At 64.8% G+C, this 23,752-nt stretch carries 20 protein-coding genes; 7 read left to right on the top strand and 13 right to left on the bottom strand.

What is annotated here, in order from left to right; translation table 11 throughout:
- Positions 1-667: 667 nt before the first annotated feature.
- From cyoE to Y882_RS09165, 4 genes are read right to left on the bottom strand one after another with little or no spacing between them, the layout of a single operon-like run.
- The gene (cyoE, locus tag Y882_RS09180; protein ID WP_082121035.1) at positions 668-1,582 is read right to left on the bottom strand and encodes a heme o synthase; all 915 of its coding nucleotides are present in this window, start codon (positions 1,580-1,582) and stop codon (positions 668-670) included.
- Complete coding sequence (locus Y882_RS09175; RefSeq protein ID WP_046971587.1) at positions 1,579-2,745, bottom strand: COX15/CtaA family protein; 1,167 nt, start codon at positions 2,743-2,745, stop codon at positions 1,579-1,581. Before Y882_RS09175 ends, cyoE begins: the two co-directional genes overlap by 4 nt.
- The gene (locus Y882_RS09170; protein WP_046971586.1) at positions 2,745-3,314 is read right to left on the bottom strand and encodes a hypothetical protein; all 570 of its coding nucleotides are present in this window, start codon (positions 3,312-3,314) and stop codon (positions 2,745-2,747) included. The genes Y882_RS09175 and Y882_RS09170 overlap by 1 nt, the downstream gene beginning before the upstream one ends.
- On the bottom strand, positions 3,311-4,048 hold the full coding sequence (locus tag Y882_RS09165) for an SURF1 family protein (RefSeq protein ID WP_046971585.1): 738 nt from the start codon (positions 4,046-4,048) through the stop codon (positions 3,311-3,313). Before Y882_RS09165 ends, Y882_RS09170 begins: the two co-directional genes overlap by 4 nt.
- A 59-nt stretch (positions 4,049-4,107) precedes the next feature.
- Here Y882_RS09165 and Y882_RS09160 point away from each other — a divergent pair, with 59 nt between their 5' ends.
- A complete protein-coding gene (locus Y882_RS09160) occupies positions 4,108-4,323 on the top strand; it encodes a twin transmembrane helix small protein (protein ID WP_046971617.1) in 216 nt (71 codons plus the stop codon).
- 309 nt (positions 4,324-4,632) lie between these two features.
- Here the strand turns inward: Y882_RS09160 and Y882_RS09155 are convergent, their stop codons facing one another.
- The 5 genes from Y882_RS09155 to Y882_RS09140 all read right to left on the bottom strand — a co-directional run bounded on the left by Y882_RS09155 (position 4,633) and on the right by Y882_RS09140 (position 8,900).
- On the bottom strand, positions 4,633-5,520 hold the full coding sequence (locus tag Y882_RS09155; RefSeq protein WP_046971584.1) for a cytochrome c oxidase subunit 3: 888 nt from the start codon (positions 5,518-5,520) through the stop codon (positions 4,633-4,635).
- A 105-nt stretch (positions 5,521-5,625) separates the two neighbouring features.
- Positions 5,626-5,757: a hypothetical protein gene (locus Y882_RS20880; protein ID WP_280136522.1), complete on the bottom strand. Its 132-nt coding sequence runs from the start codon at positions 5,755-5,757 to the stop codon at positions 5,626-5,628.
- A gap of 50 nt (positions 5,758-5,807) precedes the next feature.
- Positions 5,808-7,424, bottom strand: a complete 1,617-nt coding sequence (gene ctaD / locus Y882_RS09150; RefSeq protein ID WP_046971583.1) for a cytochrome c oxidase subunit I — start codon at positions 7,422-7,424, stop codon at positions 5,808-5,810.
- A gap of 41 nt (positions 7,425-7,465) precedes the next feature.
- Positions 7,466-8,440, bottom strand: a complete 975-nt coding sequence (gene coxB / locus Y882_RS09145; RefSeq protein WP_046971582.1) for a cytochrome c oxidase subunit II — start codon at positions 8,438-8,440, stop codon at positions 7,466-7,468.
- 19 nt (positions 8,441-8,459) lie between these two features.
- Positions 8,460-8,900 carry a DUF2244 domain-containing protein gene (locus tag Y882_RS09140; protein ID WP_046971581.1) on the bottom strand — a complete coding sequence of 147 codons (441 nt, stop codon included), beginning with the start codon at positions 8,898-8,900 and terminating at the stop codon, positions 8,460-8,462.
- A 509-nt stretch (positions 8,901-9,409) separates the two neighbouring features.
- Between Y882_RS09140 and putA the strand changes: the two genes are divergently transcribed.
- The gene (putA, locus tag Y882_RS09135) at positions 9,410-12,565 is read left to right on the top strand and encodes a bifunctional proline dehydrogenase/L-glutamate gamma-semialdehyde dehydrogenase PutA (RefSeq protein WP_046971580.1); all 3,156 of its coding nucleotides are present in this window, start codon (positions 9,410-9,412) and stop codon (positions 12,563-12,565) included.
- Positions 12,566-12,619: 54 nt separating this feature from the next.
- Positions 12,620-13,354: a TlpA family protein disulfide reductase gene (locus Y882_RS18850; protein WP_052949839.1), complete on the top strand. Its 735-nt coding sequence runs from the start codon at positions 12,620-12,622 to the stop codon at positions 13,352-13,354.
- Positions 13,355-14,011: 657 nt separating this feature from the next.
- On the opposite strand, the gene Y882_RS09125 is transcribed toward Y882_RS18850, so the two are convergent.
- Both Y882_RS09125 and Y882_RS09120 read right to left on the bottom strand, forming a co-directional pair.
- Complete coding sequence (locus Y882_RS09125; RefSeq protein ID WP_046971579.1) at positions 14,012-15,481, bottom strand: flavin-containing monooxygenase; 1,470 nt, start codon at positions 15,479-15,481, stop codon at positions 14,012-14,014.
- A gap of 63 nt (positions 15,482-15,544) precedes the next feature.
- Positions 15,545-16,351 (bottom strand): acid phosphatase, encoded by an 807-nt coding sequence (locus Y882_RS09120; RefSeq protein ID WP_052949837.1) that lies wholly within the window; start codon positions 16,349-16,351, stop codon positions 15,545-15,547.
- A 129-nt stretch (positions 16,352-16,480) separates the two neighbouring features.
- On the opposite strand from Y882_RS09120, the gene Y882_RS09115 reads away from it, so the two are divergent.
- A complete protein-coding gene (locus Y882_RS09115; RefSeq protein WP_046971578.1) occupies positions 16,481-17,557 on the top strand; it encodes an AraC family transcriptional regulator in 1,077 nt (358 codons plus the stop codon).
- Positions 17,558-17,573: 16 nt separating this feature from the next.
- On the opposite strand, the gene Y882_RS09110 is transcribed toward Y882_RS09115, so the two are convergent.
- Both Y882_RS09110 and Y882_RS09105 read right to left on the bottom strand, forming a co-directional pair.
- The gene (locus Y882_RS09110) at positions 17,574-18,176 is read right to left on the bottom strand and encodes a nucleotidyltransferase family protein (protein WP_162207407.1); all 603 of its coding nucleotides are present in this window, start codon (positions 18,174-18,176) and stop codon (positions 17,574-17,576) included.
- 26 nt (positions 18,177-18,202) lie between these two features.
- A complete protein-coding gene (locus Y882_RS09105; RefSeq protein ID WP_046971576.1) occupies positions 18,203-19,300 on the bottom strand; it encodes an XdhC family protein in 1,098 nt (365 codons plus the stop codon).
- A gap of 213 nt (positions 19,301-19,513) precedes the next feature.
- Between Y882_RS09105 and Y882_RS09100 the strand changes: the two genes are divergently transcribed.
- The 3 genes from Y882_RS09100 to Y882_RS09090 are packed head-to-tail and all read left to right on the top strand — an operon-like array spanning position 19,514 to position 23,594.
- The gene (locus Y882_RS09100; RefSeq protein ID WP_046971575.1) at positions 19,514-19,993 is read left to right on the top strand and encodes a (2Fe-2S)-binding protein; all 480 of its coding nucleotides are present in this window, start codon (positions 19,514-19,516) and stop codon (positions 19,991-19,993) included.
- A gap of 41 nt (positions 19,994-20,034) precedes the next feature.
- A complete protein-coding gene (locus Y882_RS09095; RefSeq protein ID WP_046971574.1) occupies positions 20,035-22,311 on the top strand; it encodes a xanthine dehydrogenase family protein molybdopterin-binding subunit in 2,277 nt (758 codons plus the stop codon).
- A complete protein-coding gene (locus Y882_RS09090; protein ID WP_046971573.1) occupies positions 22,308-23,594 on the top strand; it encodes a c-type cytochrome in 1,287 nt (428 codons plus the stop codon). Before Y882_RS09095 ends, Y882_RS09090 begins: the two co-directional genes overlap by 4 nt.
- Positions 23,595-23,752: the final 158 nt, after the last annotated feature.

The following is a 23,752-nucleotide window of genomic DNA, read 5'->3' as shown; positions in this document are numbered from 1 at the left end:
CGTTGTTGGTCTGTTGTAGGAGCGCACCCTGTGCGCGACCACCTGACGGAGCGGTACACCCATGCGCTGCGGTCGCGCACAAGGTGCGCTCCTACAAGGTGTACCCAGGGAGAATGGAACCTGCCGATTGGCTATTTGTGGGAGCGCACCCTGTGCGCGACAAACCTACGGAGCGGTACACCCCGGCGGGACGGTCGCGCACAGGGTGCGCTCCCACAGACAAGCGCAGCGCCAGGCGCGGTACGCCATTCGCAACCTGCTGGCCAAAAGCCGATGCGCAGCGAGGCCCCGCTTTAAGTCCTCAGCGATTCGGGCGCGTTGCGCAGCGTTTTGAGGTACCCCTGTGTACCCTCGGAGGTTGCCCCCTGACGGCCTGCCTCAACCGTTCGGGCTTATCCCAACACAATGCTGCGGGCGTTATCAGGCCATTTTCTTTGGGTTACTTTTCTTTTGGGCCAGCAAAAGAAAAGTGACTCGAGCGGCGGCAGCCGTTCGAAACGCCCGCCGCGTAGGCGGCACGCTGGCCATATCGCGACAATCGAGGCGCGAAGTCACTGGATTCCTGCTTTCGCAGGAATGACGATCAAAAGCTGGAAGACCAGCCATTCGGCTGTTGAAAAGCGCCTCCTGCTTTCGCAGGAATGACGGTCAAAAGCGCGATAACGAACTAAAGCGATCGCTCAATCACCACACCCTGGTGCTGCACCAACGGCTCCATCACCCAATGGTCCACCAGCAAAAACGCAAACAACGCCATCAGATACACGATGGAATAGTTGAACACCTTCATCGCGAAAAACTCATCCGGCGGATTGAGCAGACGGATCGCGTAGTAAAGGAAGCCAACGCCAAGGACCACCGCACCGCCCAGATAAACCATGCCGCTATAACCGGTAAGCCCCGGCAACAGCGTCACCAGTACCAGCAGGATCGTGTAGAACAGCACATGCCAGCGCGTGAACACCACGCCGTGCGTCACCGGCAGCATCGGCACCTGGGCGCGCGAGTAATCGTCGCGGCGGAAGATCGCCAGGGCCCAGAAATGCGGCGGCGTCCACACGAAGATGATCAGGCACAGCTGCAGCGCAAACGGATGCAGCGCACCGGTGACAGCCGTCCAACCCAGCACCGGCGGAATCGCACCTGCCAAGCCGCCAATCACGATGTTCTGTGGCGTCGCGCGCTTCAGATACGCCGTGTAAATCACGGCATAGCCGATCAGGCCGCCGAAGGTGAGCAGCGCGGTCAGCGGATTGACCAGGAACACCAGGATCAGCATCGACACCGCGCCCAGCGCGAGTGCAAACGTCAGCACCTGCTTCGGCTTCAGTTGACCGGTGGCCAATGGGCGATGCGCGGTGCGCGCCATCACCTTGTCGATGCGCTGATCGATCAGGTGGTTGAACGCTGCGGCGGAACCGGACGCCATCCAGATGCCCAGCGTGCCGAACACCAGCGCGCGCCACGGCGGAATGCCGGGCACGGCGAGGAACATGCCGATCACGGCGCAGAACACCAGCAGCGCCACCACGCGCGGCTTGGTCAGTTCCAGGTACTCATGGAAACGGCTGCTCATCGTCATCGGTATCCGTGGGAAACAAACATCGCGTCGTCGCGACGCTTTTGCGTACGTGCCAACGTCGCCAGCAAGGTGAACAAGAGCAGCGCCGCCACGCCATTGTGCAGCGTCGCCACCGGCAACGGCAGCCCGAAGTGCACGTTGCTGATGCCCAGCAGCACCTGGGTCACCAGCACCAGCGCGATGGCCACGCCCAGTCCACGCAGGCCGCGGCGCGAGACGCGGTGCGACAACCACGCGAGGTAGCAAAATACCACCAGCGCGCCGATGCGATGGGCGATCTGGATGGCGCTGCGCGCGGCCATGTCTAGCACGCCACCTTCATAGTTCACGCCGATCCCGCGCCACAGCACGAAACCCTGCTCGAAATCGGTGGGCGGCATCCATTGCCCCAGGCACTTGGGAAAATCGGTGCCGCAGGCGAGTGCGGCATAATTGGAGGATGTCCAGCCGCCCAGCGCGATCTGCGCGAGCAGCAGGACGATGCCGACGATCACCGCGTTGCGCAGTCCCGCGTAGCGGTCGTCGTTCGAGCCCACCCCAGCGAATCGCAACGCGGCGTAGGCCAGCAGCGCGAAGGTCGTGATGCCGCCCAGCAGATGGCCCATCACCACGATGGGCTTCAACAGCAGCGTCACCGTCCACATGCCGAGCATGGCCTGGAACACCACCACCGACAGCGCGAGCACGCTGATGCGCCACGCGCCCGGGCGATCCAGTCCGATCGCCGCGATCAAGGGCAAGCCGATAGCGAACAGCGATACCAGCAAGGACCAGTGATGTTCGCCCTTGATATACATGCCGACGCCGATCGCCGCGCACAGCGCGCCGACGATCACCGCATAGCGTGCCCACGGTCGACGCCAGCTGGCGATCAGGGCCAGCGCGAACACCAGCGTGCCGAGCGTGCCGGCAAGAAAACGATGCACCTGCTCGCGCCAGGCCTTATGCGTTTCGTAGGGGCGATCCGGGAAGGCCTGGTTCGCCTGGGCGATCTCGTGCTGCTGTTCCGGCCATGCGGCGCGTCCGTAACAGGTCGGCCAGTCGGGACACGACAGACCGGCATTGGACAGACGCACGAAGGCACCAAACATCACCACGCCAAAGGCGAACACTGCGGCAAGCAAGGCCAGCCCGCGCAGCACCTTGATGGAACGGGAAGTCATCAGCGGATCACCTTCTGCAGATCCTTGCGCAAGCCGGTGGGATCAAAGCCTGCGGGATAGAACGACAACGCGGTGCCGTCCGACTCCACCAGCAGCGCATTGACGCTGTCCGGCGTGGTCGGCGCGAAGGGAGCCAGCGCACCCATCGAATCCTGGCCGAGCTTCCAGTAATTGGTCATGCCCGTCGCCGCAGCGTCCGCTGGCGGCTTGCCGACGTAGAGCAGGCGCAGGCGCGGCGCATTCTGGTTGAGCGTGAGGCGCGCCGCGGCCATCTTGGTCAGCACGTCCATGCATTGCTTGGCGCAGCCGGGACCGGCCAGCGCGACCAGGGTGAGCTGCGGCTCCTTCGCGCGCCAGGCCCAGGTGTCGCCATTGGTGAGCGACACCGGTACCTGTTCGGTGGCGAAATTTCGCTGCGGCATCACGGCTAGACCATTGGCCTTGCCGGACGGCTGCCAGCCCGCGAAGGTGAGCAGCATGGCCGCCACGATCGGCGCGGCGAACACCAGCATGATCAACAGCAGTTTTCGTCGGCTTGCGCGCAGGGCGGCGGGATCGGGTGTATTCATGACTTGTCCGGTCGGGAAGGACGACGACGATGCAGCACCAGCAGGATCACCACCACCGCCAGGGCGAAGGTGAACCACTGGAACGCGTAGGCACGGTGGCGCGCGGGCGGCATCGAGGAGAAATCGATGGTGTGTTCGCGCACATAGATGGAGGCAGGCTCCGCGTCGAGCGCGAGCACCTGCGGATACAGCGTGGCGCCGAGATCGGCAGCCACCTGGGGCAGCTCGAGATAAATGGTGGTCTTGGGCCAGCTCGTCTGCTGGGCGAGCGCATTGCCGCCCATCTCGAAGCCGACGCCGGGCGCGGGCACGTAGAGGCCGTGCAGCTCCTGCGCGCCGGTGGGCAGCGGCGGCAATTGCGGCGCCTGATGCGTTCCGTTGCCAGGAAGAAAACCCAGGTCGACCAGCAACAGACGATCGCCGTTGCGCGGACGGAAAGGCGCATAGACTTCCACACCACCGCGCTGGTCGTGCTTGGGATTGTCGAGCAGATAGAGCCGATCGGCGAGGTACGTGCCCTGCACGTCGACGCGGGCGAACGCATCGATGGGGGGATTTGAGGCCACTGCGGCAAAGTCGCGCGGCGCAGCGGTTTCCGCTGTGGCATACCGTCGCAGAATCTGCTCTTTCTCGTCCGCGCGATGCAGCTGCCACACGCCCAAACGTATGAACAACAAGGCACTCACCGCTGTCAGCAGCAGTGCGAACCAGGATGGACGGCGCAGCCACTTCACGCGGTGGCGCCGTGCACGACCGCTATACTGCGGATGTCAAAAACGTTCGGACCAATCACGTGGAAACCATCTACAAATATGCGCTGGTGATTCTGCTGCTGGTGGTGTTGTTCAATCTTGGTCAGGCCCTGTACTTCATGATGACCGACAAGGAAGGCAGCAAGCGCACGGTGTGGGCGCTGACGCGTCGCATCGGGTTGTCGGTGCTGCTCATCCTGATGGTCGTGTTCGGCATCTGGATGGGCTGGCTCCACCCGCACGGCGTGGGCCAGTAATTGTAGCGTTCAACCGCTGCCGGCGCCTCGCTGCGACATCCGGTTCCATCGAAGGCCCGCCATTGGCGGGCCTTTGTTTTGGGACCCCTCTCACCCGCCCGTTGTGGGATTAACCCCTTTGTGGGAGCGCACCCTGTGCGCGACGCCGACGGAGCGCAACCTTTGGACCACCGCGGTGCCTCCGCGGCTACCGCGTTGTCGGTGTCGCGCACAGGGTGCGCTCCCACAAAGATAGGGAGGATGTCCGCATGTATGTCCCACAAAAAAGCCCGCCTTTCGGCGGGCTTTTTGCTGCGACGCGCCAGCGTCTCAGAGGATGTAGACGAACATGAACAGGCCCAGCCACACCACGTCGACGAAGTGCCAGTACCAGGCCACCGCTTCGAACGCGAAGTGGTGTTCCTTGGTGAAATGGCCCTTGGCCACGCGCAGCCAGATGATGGCCAGCATGATGGTGCCCAGCGTCACGTGCATGCCGTGGAAGCCGGTGAGCATGAAGAAGGTCGAACCGTACACGCCGCTCTGCAGCGTGAGGTTGAGTTCCTTATAGGCCTCGATGTACTCGTGCGCCTGGAACCACAGGAAGGTGGCGCCCAGCAGCACGGTGAAGCCGAGGAACCACAGGATCTTGGCGCGCTGGCCGGCCTTCAGCGCATGGTGCGCAATGGTCACCGTGACGCTCGAGGAGAGCAGGATCAACGTATTGAGCAGCGGCAGGCCCCACGGCAGCACCGTCTCGAAACTACCGCCGATGCGCTCCGGGCCACCACCACCGCCAGCGCCCCACGAAGCGGCGTAGTCGCTCCACAGGAACTGGTGGGTGAGCACACCATGGCCTTCGCCCCCAAGCCACGGCACCGCGAACATGCGGGCGTAGAACAGCGCACCGAAGAAGGCGCCGAAGAACATCACCTCGGAGAAGATGAACCACATCATGCCCATGCGGAACGAGCGGTCCACCTGGCTGTTGTAGTTGCCCGCCAGCGATTCGCGGATCACCGAGCGGAACCAGCCGAAGAACATCAGCAGGATGCCGACGATGCCGACGGTGAGCATGGTCTTGCCAAAGCCCGCTTCACCCGGGGGCGCATTCAGCCAATGCGCGGCACCGAGCACGGTGACGAACATGACCACCGCGGCCACGATCGGCCACTGGCTCTTGGATGGAACGAAATAAACGCCTTCTTGCTGGGCCATGCTGAGATCCCTATGGAATGCTCTGTCAACATCCGCCCGCGCATTCGTCGCCCGGGCTGCAACCCGTGATGCCGCTCGGCATCGCGGAGGAATACGGCGGTTGCGTCAGGAGTACTTCAGTCCCTGCAACAGCGAAAGCACGAAGATCGCAAAAGCGATGCCGCCAAACACCGTGACGGTGAGTCGCACACCTTTCTTGCGGGCCTGCTCGATCGTTGTCATGGACGGCTGGTTCATCGTTTCGCTTCCTTCCGCTCCGGCGCGAAACCGGAGCGGCAATGCTTGGATCAGTCTTCGACGTGGCCGTGTGCCAGTTCGTCATCATGGATGACCGGCGGCACATCGAACGTGTGATACGGCGCGGGCGACGGCAGCGTCCACTCCAGGCCCTTGGCGCCTTCCCACACGCGGTCCGGTGCCTTCTTCTTGGAGAACCACACCGCGTGCACGATCACGCCGAGGAAGATCAACTGCGAGGCGCCGAACAGGAAACCGCCGATCGAGCTGATCATGTTGAAGTTGGCGAAGGCCACGTTGTAATCCGGGATACGGCGCGGCATGCCGGCCAGGCCCAGGAAGTGCTGCGGGAAGAACAACACGTTGACCCAGATCACGCTGTTCCAGAAGTGGATCTTGCCCCACGTCTCGGAATACATGTGGCCGGTCCACTTCGGCAGCCAGTAGTACGTGCCCGCGATGATCGCGAAGATCGCACCGGTCACCAGCACGTAGTGGAAGTGCGCCACTACGAAGTAGGTGTCGTGATACTGGAAGTCCGCCGGGGCGAGCGCGAGCATCAGGCCGGAGAAGCCGCCGATGGTGAACAGGATGACGAACGCGATGGCGAACAGCATCGGCGTTTCGAAGGTCATCGAGCCGCCCCACATGGTGCTGACCCAGTTGAACACTTTCACGCCGGTCGGCACCGCGATCAGCATCGTCGCGTACATGAAGAAGATTTCGCCGCCCAGCGGCAGACCCACCGCGAACATGTGGTGCGCCCACACGATGAACGAGAGGAAGGCGATCGACGCGATGGCGAACACCATCGCCTTGTAGCCGAAGATCGGCTTGCGCGCGAAGGTCGGGATGATCTCGGAGACCAGGCCAAAGGCCGGCAAGATCATGATGTAGACCTCGGGGTGGCCGAAGAACCAGAAGATGTGCTGGAACAGCACCGGGTCGCCACCGCCAGCGGCATTGAAGAAGCTGGTGCCGAAGTACTTGTCGGTGAGCAGCATGGTCACCGCACCGGCCAGCACCGGCATCACGGCGATCAGCAGGAAGGCGGTGATCAGCCAGCTCCACACGAACACCGGCATCTTGAGCAGGTCCATGCCCGGCGCGCGCATGTTGAGGATGGTCGCGATGATGTTGATCGCGCCCATGATCGAGCTGATACCCATCAAGTGGACCGCGAACACCAGGTAGGCGACCGAGTCACCCTGCAGCGACAGCGGCGGGTACATGGTCCAGCCGCCGGCCGGGCCACCGCCCGGAAGGAACAGCGTGGACAGCAGCAGCGAGAAGGCGAACGGCAGGATCCAGAACGACAGGTTGTTCATGCGCGGCAACGCCATATCCGGCGCACCGATCATCAGCGGGATCATCCAGTTGCCCAGGCCCACGAAGGCCGGCATCACCGCGCCGAAGATCATGACCAGCGCATGCATCGTGGTCATTTCGTTGAAGAAGTACGGCTGCACCAGCTGCAGGCCGGGCTTGAACAGTTCCGCGCGGATCACCATCGCGAAGCTGCCGCCAATGAAGAACATCAGCAACGAGAACACCAGGTACAGCGTGCCGATGTCCTTGTGGTTGGTGGACATGCACCAGCGCACAAAGAAATTCTTCGGCGCGCCGTGATGGTCGTCGTGGTGATCGTGTGTAGCTGCGTGGGCCATGCCTTGCACCTCTACCTAAATACGAATGCTGTGATGGGCGATTAGCCCTGGTGGCCCTGGGAAGCAGGTGCGTCGGTTGCCTGCGCCGTGGCGGGCGCGGCAGCGGTGGAGGCCGCCGCCGGAGCGGCAGGCTGCGCCGGCTGCTGCGGCTTGTTCGCCTCGGCCTGCTGATCGGCCAGCCACTTGTCGAATTCGGCCTTCGGCAAGGCCTGCACCACGATCGGCATGAAGCCGTGATCCTGGCCGCACAGTTCGGCGCACTGGCCGCGATACACGCCCGGCTCGACGATATTGGTCCAGGCGGCGTTGACGATGCCCGGGATGGCGTCCATCTTCCAGCCCAGCGCCGGCACCCACCAGGAGTGGATCACATCGCCGGCGGTGATCACGAAGCGGATCTTGGTGCCCACCGGTACCACCAGCGGCTTGTCCACGTTGATCAGGTAGGTGTTGTAACCGTCGACCTTCACCGCGTTCGGATCCAGGCCCGAATGCAGCTGGCGCGTCTCGTCGCTCTCGCGATCGAGCTTGGACATGAAGCCGACCTTGTCGATCGCCTTGCCCTTGTACTCGACATAGTCGTAGCGCCACTTCCACTGGTAACCGGTGACCTTGACGGTCATCTCCGAACCGGTGGTGTCGGCGAAGGTGCGCAGGCCGCCCGTGGCGAGATAGGCCAGCACGATGAGGATGATCACGGGGATGGTGGTCCACACGATTTCAAGCGTCGTGTTGTGCGACCACTTTTCGGCGACCGCGCCGCGCGATTTGCGGAAGCGGAACATCGCGATGAACATCGCGCCGAACACCAGAATGCCGATCACGACGCAGACGCCGAGCGCGACATTGTTGAGGAAGTAGGCCTCGGGCGACCAGGTCGACGCGCCGCGGGTCATGTTCAACTGCCCTGGCTGCGGATTGGCCGAGGCCACGCCGCCGAACATGGTTAGAGCGAAGAGTGCGCTTGCCGCTACCGCTCGCTTGATGCTGCCAGGCTTGATGCCGCCAGATGTCATGTTTGCACCTTTGTTGAACCTACCTGCGCTGCTGTTGGTTGAGCTCCGCCAGCAACACCATGAGTTTCCTTGACAGCTCGGCGCGTTCCTCTTCCCCGAGAAAACTGCCGATTTCCAGCTCGCGTCCGTGCGACGTCAGCAGCAGACGCGCCCTCCCCTGGCCGGACCGCAGTTGCACACGCACCCAATAGCTGGGAAAGCGCGCACTGCGACGACCTGGCAGGAATTGCACCTCCAGCGACGATTCGTCGAGGGTGATGCGTTCGCTGCGGTCGCCGGCCCGCCAGGCTACGCCAAGGGCGAAAGCCACCGCGGAAGACTCGACCAGTGCAAACAAAGGAGCGAAGACATTCCCCTGCCATGCTCCCAACACGGCCGTCGTCAGCGCCAGCGCCGCCAGAACTCCGATCAATCGACGCAGGTCGCGTCGGCTCAGTGCACGATTGGGCTTGAGCCACATCGTTGCGCACGGCAAGCCGGCTGCTGCTGGTCGAAGCACGATCATGAGAACCCGGCGTGCCTGGAACCCAAGCATGATAGGCCGCGACCGCGTCGGGGAGCAAGAATGACGCATGTGCTTGATTTGAAGCAGGGATGAATGCGCAAGGATGTGCGAGCTGATCATTGCGTCAGCTTGATCTCAGCGCGTTTGCGTGGATTGTCATGGGGATAGAGGCGACGCGACGACGGCGTCCGCACCGGCGACCCGACGCCGCGCACCGGGTGCGACGGTTTGCCACACGCCTCGCCTGAGATCCCATCGGTCGCACGACCGTACGGCAGGCCCGGCGGCCGGTCTTCACGACCTCACTCCTTGCCCCCGGCCTACTACCCAACCGCCATTCCCGCCCATATATAAGGTGTCAGCGCCCGCCTACCGCACCGCAGCACCACGTACGGTCGCGTGCGTATGCCCCCACGCGTACAATCCCGCGATTCCCCGCCCCATCACGTTTCGGCTAAAACCCTGTGACACAACCTATTCTCAGCCCCGAATTGCCGACCGCTGTCGAGCCGGCACGCGCACGCATCACCGCCAACTGGCTGCGCGACGAGACCGAAGCGGTCAACGACCTGCTGGCCCAGGCCACCTTGCCGCCGGTCGAGCGCGAAAAGGTGATCGACCTGGCCGCCGAACTGGTGAGCCGGGTGCGCGCCCGCGCCAAGGACCAGAGCGCCGTCGAATCCTTCATGCGCCAGTACGACCTGTCGTCGGAAGAAGGCGTGCTGCTGATGTGCGTGGCCGAAGCGCTGCTGCGCATCCCGGACAAGACCACCGCCGACAAGCTGATCCGCGACAAGCTGGGCGATGCGAACTGGAAGAAGCACCTGGGCCAGAGCGAGTCGTTGTTCGTCAACGTCTCCACCTGGGGCCTGATGCTCACCGGCAAGCTGGTCACGCTGTCGGAAGAGACGCGCCACGATTTCACCGGCGCGCTGCGTCGTCTGGTCGGCCGCGCGGGCGAGCCGGCGATCCGCCTGGCGGTGCGCCAGGCCATGCGCATCATGGGCCACCAGTTTGTGATGGGACAGACCATCGGCGATGCGCTGGACCGTTGTGCGCAGAAGGAATACGCGGTCTATCGCTACTCCTACGACATGTTGGGCGAGTCCGCGCTCACCAGCGAAACCGCCGAGCGCTACCAGCAGGATTACCGCAACGCGATTGCCGCGATCGGCTCGCGCGGTCCGTTTGCCAATCACACCGATGCGCCGTCGATCTCGGTGAAGCTGTCCGCGCTGCATCCGCGCTACGAAGTGGCCAAGCGCGAGATCGCGCGCCGCGACCTCACCGCCAAGCTGCTTGAGCTGTCGCAGCTGGCGATGAAGAACGGCATTGCGCTCTCGGTGGACGCTGAAGAAGCCGATCGCCTTGAACTGTCGCTCGACATCCTCGGCGACGTATTCGCGCATCCGTCGCTGGAAGGTTGGAACGGCCTGGGCATCGTGGTGCAGGCCTATGCCAAGCGCACGCCGTTCGTGATCGACTGGCTGATCGAAACCGCGCGCGCCAGCGGCCGCCGCTGGTACGTGCGCCTGGTCAAGGGCGCGTACTGGGACGCGGAAGTGAAGCGCGCGCAGGAAAACGGCCTCGCCGGTTATCCGGTGTATACGCGCAAGCCGAACACCGACGTGTCGTACCTCGCGTGCGCGCGCAAGCTGTTCGATGCGGGCGCGGCACTGATCTACCCGCAGTTCGCCACGCACAACGCGCACACCATCGCCGCCGTGTATCACCTCTCGCAGGGTCGTCCGTACGAGAACCAGCGCCTGCACGGCATGGGCACGGACCTCTACGCCGAAGTGATCGGCAAGCAGAATCTCAACGTGCCGTGCCGTGTGTACGCGCCGGTGGGCACGCATGAAGACCTGCTGCCTTACCTGGTGCGCCGCCTGCTCGAAAACGGCGCCAACACCAGCTTCGTCAACCGCGTGGTCGACGAAACGCTGCCGGTGCGCGAACTGGTCGCCGATCCGTGCGAGACCGTGCGCTCCTTTGCCTCCATTCCTCACCCGCGCATCCCCCTGCCGGTGAATCTCTACGGTGAACTGCGGAAGAATTCCATGGGCGTCAATTTCTCCAACGACAACGAACTGAAGGCCCTCGCCGAGGCGATCCAGAGCAAGAGCGGTCCGTGGAACGCCGAGCCGCTGGTGCCGGGTGCCAAGAGCACCGGCGCCACCGTGCAGGTGACCAATCCCGCCGACCGTCGCCAGACCGTGGGCAGCTATGTCACCGCCGACAGCGCCACCGTCGACAAGGCGCTGGCCAATGCGGTGAGCGCGCATCACGCGTGGGATCGTCTGCCGGCCGCCAGCCGCGCGGCGATCCTCGAGCACGCCGCCGAGCAGCTCGAAGCGCGCCGCGGCGAGTTCATCGCGCTGTGCGTGCGCGAGGCGGGCAAGAGCCTGCCCGACGCCATCGCCGAAATTCGCGAGGCCGCCGACTTCCTGCGTTACTACGCGACCATGGCGCGCCGCCTGTTTGGCCATCCGGAACAGTTGCCCGGCCCCACCGGCGAGAGCAATCAATTGTTCTTGAACGGCCGCGGCGTGTTCGTCTGCATCAGCCCGTGGAACTTCCCGCTGGCGATCTTCCTGGGCCAGGTCAGCGCCGCGCTCGCCGCCGGCAACAGCGTGATCGCCAAGCCCGCCGAGCAGACCAGCCTGATCGGCTATGTCGCGGTGAAGCTGCTGCATGACGCCGGCGTGCCTGCCGAGGTGCTGCAGTACCTGCCGGGCGACGGCGCCACCGTCGGCGCCGCGCTGACGCGCGATCCGCGCGTGGCCGGCGTGGCCTTCACCGGTTCGACCGAGACCGCCTGGGCAATCAACCGCGCGCTCGCCGCGCGCAATGCACCGATCGCTGCGCTGATCGCCGAAACCGGCGGCCAGAACGCCATGATCGCCGACTCGTCCGCGCTGCCGGAGCAGATCGTCAAGGACGTCATCTCCTCGGCGTTCCAGTCCGCCGGCCAGCGTTGCTCGGCCGCCCGCGTACTGTTCGTGCAGGAAGACGTCGCCGACAAGGTCAATGCGATGCTCGCTGGCGCGATGGCTGAGTTGAAGGTGGGCGATCCGGGCCAGCTGTCGACCGACGTGGGTCCGGTGATCGACGAGGACGCCAAGAAGATCCTGGTCGACCATGCCGCACGCATGGACAAGGAAGCGAAGAAGATCGGCGAAGTGGCGCTCGATCCGGCCACCACTGGCAACGGCACGTTCTTCGCGCCGCGTGCCTACGAAATCCCGAGCCTGGCCACGCTGACCCGCGAAATCTTCGGCCCGGTGCTGCATGTGATCCGCTGGAAGGCCGACGAACTGCCGAAGGTGGTGGACCAGATCAACGCCACCGGTTACGGCCTGACGTTGGGCATCCACAGCCGCATCGACGACACGGTGGAGTTCATCCAGAGTCGTGCACGCGTGGGCAACTGCTACGTCAACCGCAACCAGATCGGTGCGGTGGTCGGCGTGCAGCCGTTCGGCGGCGAAGGCCTGTCGGGCACCGGCCCGAAGGCGGGCGGCCCGCACTACCTGCTGCGTTTTGCCGGCGAGCGCACGCTCACCATCAACACCACCGCCGCTGGCGGCAACGCCTCGCTGCTCACCATCGGCGAGTAAGCACGGCACGGGCCGGCGCCACTGCGCCGGCCCGAACGTTCGAAGGGAGCCCGCATGCGGCATGCTTGGCGACTGTTTGGTCTGTTCACCTTCGCTCTCATGTTCTGTCCGCTGCACGCAGCGGACGCGCAGAACGATGAATCCGCTTTCGTCGCCAGCCTGCAGCTGGGTCCCTCACCCGACGTCCATTACCTCGACGCGGCCGGCAAGCCGCTGGGCTACGCCGCGTTCGCACAGCAGCTCGGCCAGGGCCGCAGTTACAGCAGCACCCTCGACAGCAAGGCCAACGCCGCGATGCTGCGCCTGCGTCCGCCGGGCGCCACCACGGGAGCGGGCCGTTTCTCGTTTGGGCGTGGCAATGCGTTCCCGCCGTTCGAGCTGCCGTCGCTGAAGGGCGATACGCAGCGGCTCAGCGACTTGCGTGGCCGCTATACCCTGGTGAGTTTCTTTTTCGCCGACTGCGCGCCCTGCATCGCTGAAGTGCCGGTGCTCAATGCCTATGCACACGCGAACGGCGACATGAATTTTGTCGCGATCACGTTCGACGATGTCGACACCGCTCGCAAGTTCGTCGCCGATCGTGGTTTGACCTGGCCGGTATTGCACGACGGCCAATCGTTGATCGACACGTTGGGTGTCAGCATCTATCCGACGCTGATGCTGATCGATCCGTCCGGCCGCGTGGCTGGCGCGGCGGTGGGCATGTCGATGCGCGAGGGGCAGGACAAGCAGTTTGCCGATCTCACGGGGTGGGTGATGCAGTGGAAGAAGGCATCGCAGCACCCCTGACGCGCCGGGTCCTCCCTTGTGGGAGCGCACCCTGTGCGCGACTGCGGCGCCATGTCGGTATCGCTCCGTGAGGTTGTCGCGCACAGGGTGCGCTCCCACAAGAAGCTATCGCACCGTCACGATTTCCAGCGCCTCATCCGCCACCGGCTGCCTGAGCAACATCTCGCAATCGCGCTCATAGTTGTTCAATCGGTCTTCCTCTGTGGGAGCGCACCCTGTGCGCGACTGCGGCGCCGTGTCGATATCGCTCCGTGAGGTTGTCGCGCACAGGGTGCGCTCCCACAACAAGCTACCGCACCGTCGCGATTTCCGGCGCCTCATCCGCCACCGGCTGCCTTAGCAACATCTCGCAATCGCGCTCGTAGTTGTTCAATCGGTCTTCCTCTGTGGGAGCGCACCCTGTGCGCGACTGCGGCGACGTGTCGGTATCGCTTCGTGAGGTTGTCGCGCACAGGGTGCGCTCCCACAACAAGCTAGCGTGCCGTCACCATCTCCAACGCCCCATCCGCCACCGGCTGCTTGAGCAAGATCTCGCAATCGCGCTCGTAGTTCTTCAATCGGTCTTCCTCTGTGGGAGCGCACCCTGTGCGCGACTGCGGCGACGTGTCGGTATCGCTTCGTGAGGTTGTCGCGCACAGGGTGCGCTCCCACAACAAGCTAGCGTGCCGTCACCATCTCAAGCGCCTCATCCGCCACCGGTTGCTTCAGCAACATCTCGCAATCGCGCTCATAGTTGTTCAACACACGCCACGGCAGCGAGCGTCCCTGCTTGGGCAATACCGGCGCACCGCGCTGCACGTAACCCGAGGTTAGCGCCCCCAGGATCGATTCGGCCTGGCGCTCATCGTCTGGCGCACGCGGCGTCACCACTTCGATGCCCGATTCGCGCATATGGGCGAGCAGGCGGCAGACGTATTTGGCGGCCAGATCTGCCTTGAGCGTCCACGCCGCATTGCTGTAGCCGAAGATGTAGGCGAAGTTGGGCGTGTCCTGCAGCAGCACGCTCTTGTAGGTGATCAGTTCGCCCATCACGCGCGGCTGCCCATCCACTTCGAGGTTCATGCCGCCCAGCGTCTGCATGCTGAGGCCGGTGGCGGTGATGACGATATCGGCATCGAGCTCGTCACCGGATGTCAGCTGGATGCCGCGCTCGGTGAACCTGGCGATGCAGTCGGTGACGACGGATGCCTTGCCGCTCTTGATCGCCGCAAATAGATCGCCGTCCGGCACGATGCACAAACGCTGGTCCCACGGTTCGTACGCAGGCGTGAAGTGCCGCATGTCGGCGCCCTCGCCCAACTTGCGCCGCACGCCGCCGATGAGGAAGGCGCGTACTTTGTCCGGCCAGCGCCGCGCCGCCTTGTAGATGAAGCGCGTGAGGAAAATATTGCGCCGTCGCGCCATGCGAAACACCAGCGACTTGGGCAGCACGCGCTGCATCACCGCGGAGATCTTGTCGTAGCTCGGCAACGACAAAATGTAGCTGGGCGAGCGCTGCACCATCGTCACGTGCGCGGCATCGCCAGCCATCGCCGGCACCAGCGTCACCGCGGTGGCGCCGCTGCCGATCACCACCACGCGCTTGCCGCGATAGTCCAGCCCGGGCGGCCACTGCTGTGGATGCACGCACTGGCCCTGGTAGCGATCGATGCCGGGAAACACCGGCAGGTAGCCGCGGTCGTAGTTGTAGTAGCCGGTGCAGACGATCAGGAAGCGAGCACTGAAATCACGTGTTTCGCCGCGCGCCTCGTCGAGCACCTGCACGCGCCACCGTCGTTGTGCGCTCGACCACGATGAAGTGAGCACTTTCAGGCCGTAGTGGATCTTCCCGTCCACGCCGTATTCGCGTGCCGTGTCGATCACGTAGTGGCGGATGGCGTCGCCGTCGGCCATCACATCCAGCGCATGCCAGGGGCGAAACGCGTAGCCGAACGTGAACATGTCCGAGTCCGAGCGCACGCCGGGATAGCGGAACAGATCCCAGGTGCCGCCCATCGCCGCACGCCGTTCGATCAGCGCCACGCGCAGCTGCGGATGTTCCATCGCCAGATGGCACGCCATGCCGATGCCGGACAGGCCGGCACCGATGATCAGCACATCGAACGTCGAGGAAGTCTCCTGATCCATGCACCCGTCTCCGTGGCATGTCGCAGCGATCCAGGCAGGCAGCTTACGCCGTCTCAGACGTACTCAGTATGGCGTGGGCTCGATCAAGGCCTTCAGCGCGGAACACTGCGGGCTGGTCGCGCCGGGATTGGCCACGCGGTAGGCGTCCAATTCCAGCCTGGCATCGGCAAGGCTGGATTGGAACGCGGGCGATGCGTGCAGCACGGCCACGACGGCGGCGCCGTTCATCGCCCCGGCCTCGATCGCGCTGAGATTGTGCACGCCGCAGACGACACGGCTGTCCCCGTAGGAGCGCGACCGCAGCAGCAGGTCGGTCGCGCGATCAGGCGCCAGCTCGGCCAGCACCAGCCCCACGGCCCAACCACGGGTGGCGTGGCCGGAGGGATAGTCGAAGCTGTGCGCCAGCTGCACGGTGGACTGACAGGTCGCGCCCTGGTCGATCAGGAACGGGCGCTGGCGCTGGTTGGCCTTTTTGGCCGGCGCGGTGGAGGCATCCGCCGCATTGCTGGTGGCATCCACCAGGGCGGTCAGCTTGGGCATCTGCGCGGCGTCCAGCGGCACGCCCATGGCGCAGCTGAAATCGGCCAGCAGCTTGGGCGTGGCGTAATCCACGTCCTGCTGCGCCAGCAGCCAGCGCGGCGAGTCCTGCAGCTTGCGGGTGGCGAGGAAGATCTGGCGGTCGGCCTCGTAGCGCGGCGTGCCGGCCTTGGGCGCGGCCGGCAGCAGCTCGGCCGTCTGCAGCGAGGCGGCCACGGAACGGGCGCTGGCGGGCGACACCTTGGCGACCGGCGTCTGCACCGGGGCGCAGGCGGCCAGCGGCAGCAGGGCCAGCCAGGCGGCGCGACGGCAGGCGAGCAAAAGCGTGTTCATCGGCGTTCTCCCTGGGCTGCGGCGGCGCCGGCCTTGTGCATTGCATAAGGCGCTGGCGGCGAGGCCATGATATAGATCAAGCGATCACGCCGGATCATCCGGCGCTCTCAGGGGTGGGAGCCACGTTTCATGACGTCCGCTGTCGTCAGCCAGGTCACCGATGAAGCCGCTGCGGCGCCGCTGAGCGCCGACGCACGCTTTACCGTGGCCGAAACGCCGCCGAACATCCTGGTGCACCTGACCCAGCTCGCCCTGTCGCGTGGGCAGCGCTGTGACGGCTGGTTCGCCGGCTCGGGGCTGACCCGCGAGCAATTGAACGATCCCACCTTGCGCGTCTCCTATCGGCAGGCGCATTCGGTGATCCGCCGCGCGTTGCAGGCCACCGGCGAGCCCGGCCTGGGCCTGGCGGTGGGTCGGGGAGAAACGCTGGGCAGCTTTGGCCTGCTCGGTCTGGCCATGATGACCTCGGCCACTTTCGGCGACGCCATGAAGGTGGGCATCGCGCACCATCGCGTGAGCGGCAGCCTGGTCGACGTGAGTTTCGAAGTGGTGAGTCCGCGCGAGGTGGCGCTGGCGGTGTGGCCGCGCTTCAACGACGCGCCGCTGCTGCCGTTCCTGTGCGAGGAGTTGTTTGCCAGCTCGCTGGCGATCGCGCGCGAGCTGGCCGGTCCCGGGTTCCGTCCGTTGCGACTGGAGCTGACCTATCCGCGCCCGGCGCACGTGCAGGACTATGCGGACTTCTTCCAGTGCGAGCTGCTGTTTGGCGCGCGCCACAATCGCGTGGTGATCGCGGCGCAGTGGCTGGAGCATCCGCTGCCCTCGCACAATCCGCTGACGGCGCAGCAGGCGCTGGCGTTGTGCACGCAGCAGCACGATATCGAAGGGCCGCAACAGGAAGTGGTCGCGTCGGTGGAGCGTCTGTTGCGCAGCCACCTGCGCCATCAGCCGCGGCTGCCGGATGTGGCGCGCATGCTCAATATGAGCGAACGCTCGCTGCGCCGCCGGCTGGCCGAAGGCGGCCGCGTGTTCCGTGAAATCCACGACCGCGTGCGCGCCGAACGCGCGCTGGAACTGCTGCATGGCGGTTCGCTCAGCGTGGCGGAAATCGGCCTGGAAATCGGCTTCAGTGATCCGCGCGAGTTCCGTCGCGCCTTCAAGCGCTGGACCGGCATGCCGCCGCGCAGCGCGCGCCAGCACGCTGCCTGAAGTCACACTCGCAGCGTCAGCCGGATTCGTCCATCGAAGTCACACCTCGATGCGCCAGCCACGCAGCGTAGTCCTCAGGCGTATCGATATCGAAGAACGCCGCTGCCAGGTCGAAGCCATCGACTGTTGCTGCGTGCCTCTGCAACAGCACGTGCGCACCACTCGCGCCATCCAGCGCTGCAAGCTCGCTCGCACGGCTCCACGGAAAAATGCATGGCGGGCCGAAGCGACCCCCATGCTGGCAGGCGAGGATGCGTTGCGGCGATTGCGCATGCCTGGCAAGCATGCGCGCGAGATCCTCGACGCGGATCGCAGGCTGGTCGGCGAGCATCACCATCAGTGATTGCCAACTTGTCGGTTGCATCATCAGCGCCTTGACGCCGGCTGCGATCGAGCTGCCCATGCCGCTGGCCCAATGGATATTTTCCACGGTATGGACGTCCAGCAGATCGAGGCATTCGCGCACTCGCTGCGCTCCAGAACCGACCACCACCATGACCGGGCGCAGTCCGGCCGCCAGCGCATTGCTGGCGATGCGTCTGACCATCGGTTCGCCGTCGATGGATAGCAGTTGCTTTGGACTGCCATAGCGACGGGCTTCGCCGGCTGCGAGGATCAAGGTTGCCACCTGCAACGGCAGCGCGGTCACGGATGGATGGACGTCTGCGTATGCACCAGCGAGTCGCCGCTGCGACCATGGCGCAGGGCGAGAATCTCCGCGGCAATGGCCAGCGCGATTTCCTGGGGCGTCTCCGAGCCGATGTCGAGTCCGGCCGGTACATGCAGCCGATCGTCGGCATGCGGGAAGGCCGCGCGCACCTGATCCGCGCGCTGCCGCGAGCCGATCACGCCGATGTAGCGCACCGGCGTTGCCAGCAGGGGAGCGACATAGGCCAGGTCGAGTTCCAGCCGGTGGGTCATGACCACCACCGAGGTCTGCGAATCCAGCAGCACATCCGACAGCAGGGCCACCGGCGTCTTGTAGACACGCTGCACGCCATCGGTTGCCCGCTCGGCGGATTCGCGCGTACTCACCACCGTGGTGCGCCAGCCGAGCTGATGACCGAGCTGGGCAAGCAGGTTGGCACCAGCGCTATCACCCACGATTAATAGCGCATGCGGCGGCCGCAGGGTTTCCAGCAGTGCGTCGTAACGCTGGCCTTGGTTGTCCATCTGCTGCGTGATGGCGCCGCCTGTAGGGATCGCCTGCATCGGCAGGTTCGCAAGAACCTGTTGCTTGAGTGCCGCCTGCCCGATGTTGGTCCACAGGCTGCCGCTGCCCTGCACCAGCCGCATGGGCCGACGGCCGATGGCGCCGCCATCCACCGCGAACAGCGAAGCCATGACGCCGGGCGTGCGCCGCGCGTGCAGCGCCGCGATGGCATCGAGAAACTGCAGATCCTCCGCTTCGTGCCACGGCTCGATCAGCACTTCCAGCTCGCCGCCGCAGCCGGTTTCGATCATCACGTCGTAGTTGCTGTCGCGCCCGTAGGCGACCAGCGCGCCCTCGGCGCACTCCATCGCGTGTTGCGCGCGCAGCACGATATCCCGCTGCGGGCAGCCGCCCGAGAGCTCGCAGACCATGCTGCCGTCGCGGTGCACCAGCATGCTTGCCCCGGCGCGACGGAAAGTGGAACCGCGCGTGCGGGTGATGGTGACCAGGGCGGCCTCGCCCCTGCCCCGATCGAGCGTCAGCGCCTTGGCGGCGCGGTAGAGCGAGTCGAATTCCTGGGCGACATTCATGGCGTGAAGTCAGCATCGGGGCGTGTCGATGCTGCGTCAATGCCGCCGTCCGATACCCGAGCAGTGGCGGCTGATCGCAGGCCCTCCCTTCACTTGTTCTTTCGTTCGGCGGGAGGAACATCGCCTCGATCCAAGCGCCGCGTGACCTTGTCACCGCCTCTGGTCCAGCGCGTTGCCCGAATACGGTGACCCCGTCTCGTCAAGGAGAGCCCGATGATCGTCCTTTCCATCAACGGCCAGGACACCCAGGTCGACGTACCTGAGGACATGCCGCTGCTGTGGGTATTGCGTGACGTGCTGGGACTCAATGGCACCAAGTTCGGCTGCGGCATGGCGCAATGCGGCGCCTGCACCGTGCACCTGGATGGCCAGGCCGTGCGCTCCTGTGTGCTGCCGGTGACCGGTGCCGTGGGCAAGAAGATCACCACCATCGAAGGACTCAACGCCACCGACCTGGGCAAGCGCGTGCAACAGGCGTGGCTGGGCATCGAAGTGGCGCAATGCGGCTATTGCCAGACCGGGCAGATCATGTCGGCCGCCGCATTGCTGGCGGCAAAGCCCACGCCCACCGATGCGGATATCGATGCGGCGATGTCCGGCAATATTTGCCGATGCGGCACCTATGTTCGCATCCGCGCCGCGATCAAACAGGCGGCCACCGGGCAGCTGACGCTGCCGCAAACGATTGCCTGAGTTCGACCACTCCGTTCGCTGCTCACTGCCGAGAGTTCGCCATGACGCTACGTGTAGATAACCAGTTGGAGTTGCCGAACCCGCAACGCCGCGAGCTGATCAAGCGTGGCGGACTGGTGGTGGCCTTCATGTGGCTGGGCGGCGCCAGTCGGGTGTGGGGATATACACAAGGCGCGCGCCTGGATGCGGATCACCCGCAGTTTGCGCCGAATGCGTTTGTGCGCGTGAACACCGACGGCAGCGTGCAGCTGGTGATGCCTTGCATCGAAATGGGCCAGGGTGCATACACCGGGCAAGCCACCTTGCTCGCCGAAGAACTTGATGTCGGCCTCGACCAGATCACGGTCGAGCATGCACCGCCCAATCGCAAGCTGTACTCCAATCCCTTGCTGGGCGATCAGGCGACCGGTGGCTCCACTACCATCCGCTTCTGCTGGACCACCTTGCGCGATGCCGGCGCCGCCGCGCGAGCCATGCTGGTGACCGCCGCGGCGCAACGCTGGAAAGTGGATCCGTCGCAGTGCACGGCCGCACGCGGCGTGGTCACGCACACGGCGAGCGGACGCACGCTGCGCTACGGCGAGCTGGCCAACGAAGCCGCCAAGGTGACTCCACCCGCCAAGCCGACCCTGAAGGATCCGAAGGACTTCCAGCTGATCGGCAAACCGCTGCGCCGCGTGGACACGCCGGCCAAGGTCGACGGCACGCTGCCGTTCGGCATCGACATCCGCGTGCCCGGCATGAAGGTCGCGACCGTGCAGGCATGCCCGACGTTCGGCGGCACGCTGGCGTCGGTGGACGAGACGCGTGCGCTGGCGATACCGGGCGTACTCAAGGTGGTGAAGCTGGACAACGCCGTTGCCGTGATCGGCGAACATTTCTGGGCGGCCAAGAAAGGGCTGGAAGCGCTCACCATCCATTGGAACAAGGGCGCCGGCGCGGGTTACAGCACGGAGCAGCTGTACAAGGATCTTGCCGACGCGTCCGAGCACGGCACGCCCATCATGGGGCGCGAAGTGGGTCAGGTGGACAAGGTCCAGGGCAAGCTGATTTCCGCGACCTATCAACTGCCGCTATTGGCGCACGCCACGATGGAGCCGATCAACACCACCGTGCACGTGCGCCCCGATGGCTGCGATATCTGGGTCGGCACGCAGGTGCCGGCGCGCTGTGTCGATGTGGCGATGAAAGTCACCGGCCTGCCCGCCGAAAGCATCCAGGTCCACAACCAGTACATGGGCGGCGGCTTCGGCCGGCGCCTGTTCGAAGACTCCGTGGGCCAGGCAGTGGCGGTTGCGCGCGCGGTGGACTATCCGGTCAAGATCATCTGGACGCGCGAAGAAGACATTACGCAGGATCGCTATCGCCCCGCCTACTACGATCGCATCTCTGCAACGCTTGACGACAAAGGGCACCCGATCGCGTGGACGGATCGCACCACCGGCCCGTCGATCCTGGCGACGTTCGCTCCCGGTGCGATGGGCAAGAACGGCCTGGATTCCGACCTGGTGGAATGCGCCGCCGAGCTTCCCTATCAGATCCCCAATATGCGCGTGGACTGGGTCCGCCACGACATGCCCAACGGCATACCGATCGGCTGGTGGCGCGGCGTCGGGCCGACCCACAATGTGTTCGTGGTGGAAAGTTTTGTCGACGAGCTGGCGCATGCGGCAGGCAAGGACCCGATGGCGTACCGGCGCGAGATCCTGGCCGACAACCCGCGCGCCAAGGCCGTGCTGGAGCTGGCCGCCGAGAAGTCCGGCTGGGGACGCGAAAGCGTGCCCGCACGCCATGGCCGCGGCATCGCGCTGGCCGCACCGTTTGGCAGCTATCTGTGCGTGATCACTGATGTCGAAGTATCACCGCAGGGCGAAGTGATCCTGAAGCGCGCGGTGGCCGTGGTCGACTGCGGCACCGTGATCAACCCCAACACCGTCGTAGCGCAAATCGAGGGCGGCGTGATCTTCGGCTGGAGTGGCGCGATGTACAGCGGCATTACCTTGAAGGACGGCGCCGTGGTGCAACGCAACTTCAACGACTATCGCGTGCTTCGCCTCAATCAGACACCGCCGATCGAGGTGTATCTGATGCCGAGCAAGGAAACGCCGGGCGGCATCGGTGAAACCGGCACGGTGATGGCCATGCCCAGCCTGGCCAACGCGATCTTCGCGGCGACGGGCGTGCGCCTGCGCAGCTTGCCGATCGACCGTTCGGCGCTGGTGCAGGACAAGAACGCACTCAAGTCGGTGCTGTCGGCAGCGAATCCTGCTTCATCCACGCCGGATGGCGTCGCCGGGCAGACGGGGATATTCACATGAAGATCGGACGCATCATCGGAACCATCGTCGGCGTCGTCGTGCTGATCGCCATCGTGTTCACGGCATACGCACTGATCACGGTCACCCATGGCGGCAACGAGCAGGCCACGCAGCCGGTGGGAGCGGGCGTGCCGGTGGATCTCCCCACCACCATGGCGCGCGGCGAATACCTCACGCGCGCCGCCGATTGCGAAGCCTGCCATACCGCACCGGGCGGCCAGCCGTTTGCCGGCGGCGTGGCGTTCAAGCTGCCGTTCGGCACCATCTATTCATCCAACATCACGGCGGACAAAGAGACCGGGATCGGTGACTGGACCGACGACGAGTTCGTGCGCGCCTTGCATGCCGGCGTCGACAACAAAGGGCAGCCGCTGTATCCCGCGTTCCCCTATACCTCGTACACGGCGCTGAGCCGTGACGACATCGTCGCCATCCGCACTTACCTCGCCAGCCTGCCGGCGGTGCATGCGCCGGCGCGGCCCAATGAGCTGTCGTTCCCGTTCAACCAGCGCTGGACCTTGAGCCTGTGGAATGCGGCGTTTCTCAAGAAGGAGCGCTTTCAGCCCGAGCAGGGCAAGACCGAAGCGTTCAATCGCGGCGCGTATCTCGCCACCGCGTTGGGCCATTGCGGCGAATGCCACACACCGCGCAACCACGGTTTCGCCATGAAGAGCGGCAAGGCGCTGGCCGGTGCCGAGCTGGAGGGCTGGCGGGCCTACAACATCACCTCGGACAAAGAGCATGGCATCGGTGCGTGGAGCGATCAGGAACTGATCGATTACTTCTCCAAGGGACACGCGGCAGGTCGCGGCACCGCTTCGGGCCCCATGGGTGAAGTCGTCGGCTACAGCCTGCAATACCTGACGCCTTCGGATCTTGCCTCGCTGGTCGCCTATTTGCGCGAGGTGAAACCGCAACAAGGCAGCGCGGCGCCAGCAGCGGCAGCTGCGGCGCCCACCGCTACCACTGCAAGCGCGAGTCCGGGCGAGCAACTGTTTGTCGGCGCGTGCGCAGGCTGCCATTTGGAGAGCGGCCAGGGACGCCAGACCAACTACGCGATGCTCACCGGCCTGCGTTCGGTGCGCGATCCGCATGCCACCAATCTCACCCAGATCATCCTCAACGGCTCATCGCTCCACGTCGGCGGCCAGGAAGTCTTCATGCCTTCGTTTGGTCGCGCGTATTCCGATGCCGAGATCGCCGCGTTGTCGAACTATGTGGTCAGTCACTTCGGTGGACAACAGGGCACGCTGAGCGCGGAGGACGTGGCGAAACGGCGTTGAATTCGCTGCGCGGAACGCGGCTTGATCGCCACGTTTCCCTGTGTCGTGACAGCGAATTCGATGGAAACAGCATCGACCAAAAGGCGTACTCGGCACATTCGCGCCGACTGCGTTTAGCTCACACGTCGCAGATCGCATTGCGACCATCGAATCACTGA

The sequence above is a fragment of the Dyella japonica DSM 16301 genome, assembly GCF_001010355.1.
GTDB lineage: Bacteria > Pseudomonadota > Gammaproteobacteria > Xanthomonadales > Rhodanobacteraceae > Dyella > Dyella japonica.
This window is presented reverse-complemented; position numbering and strand designations above follow the sequence as displayed.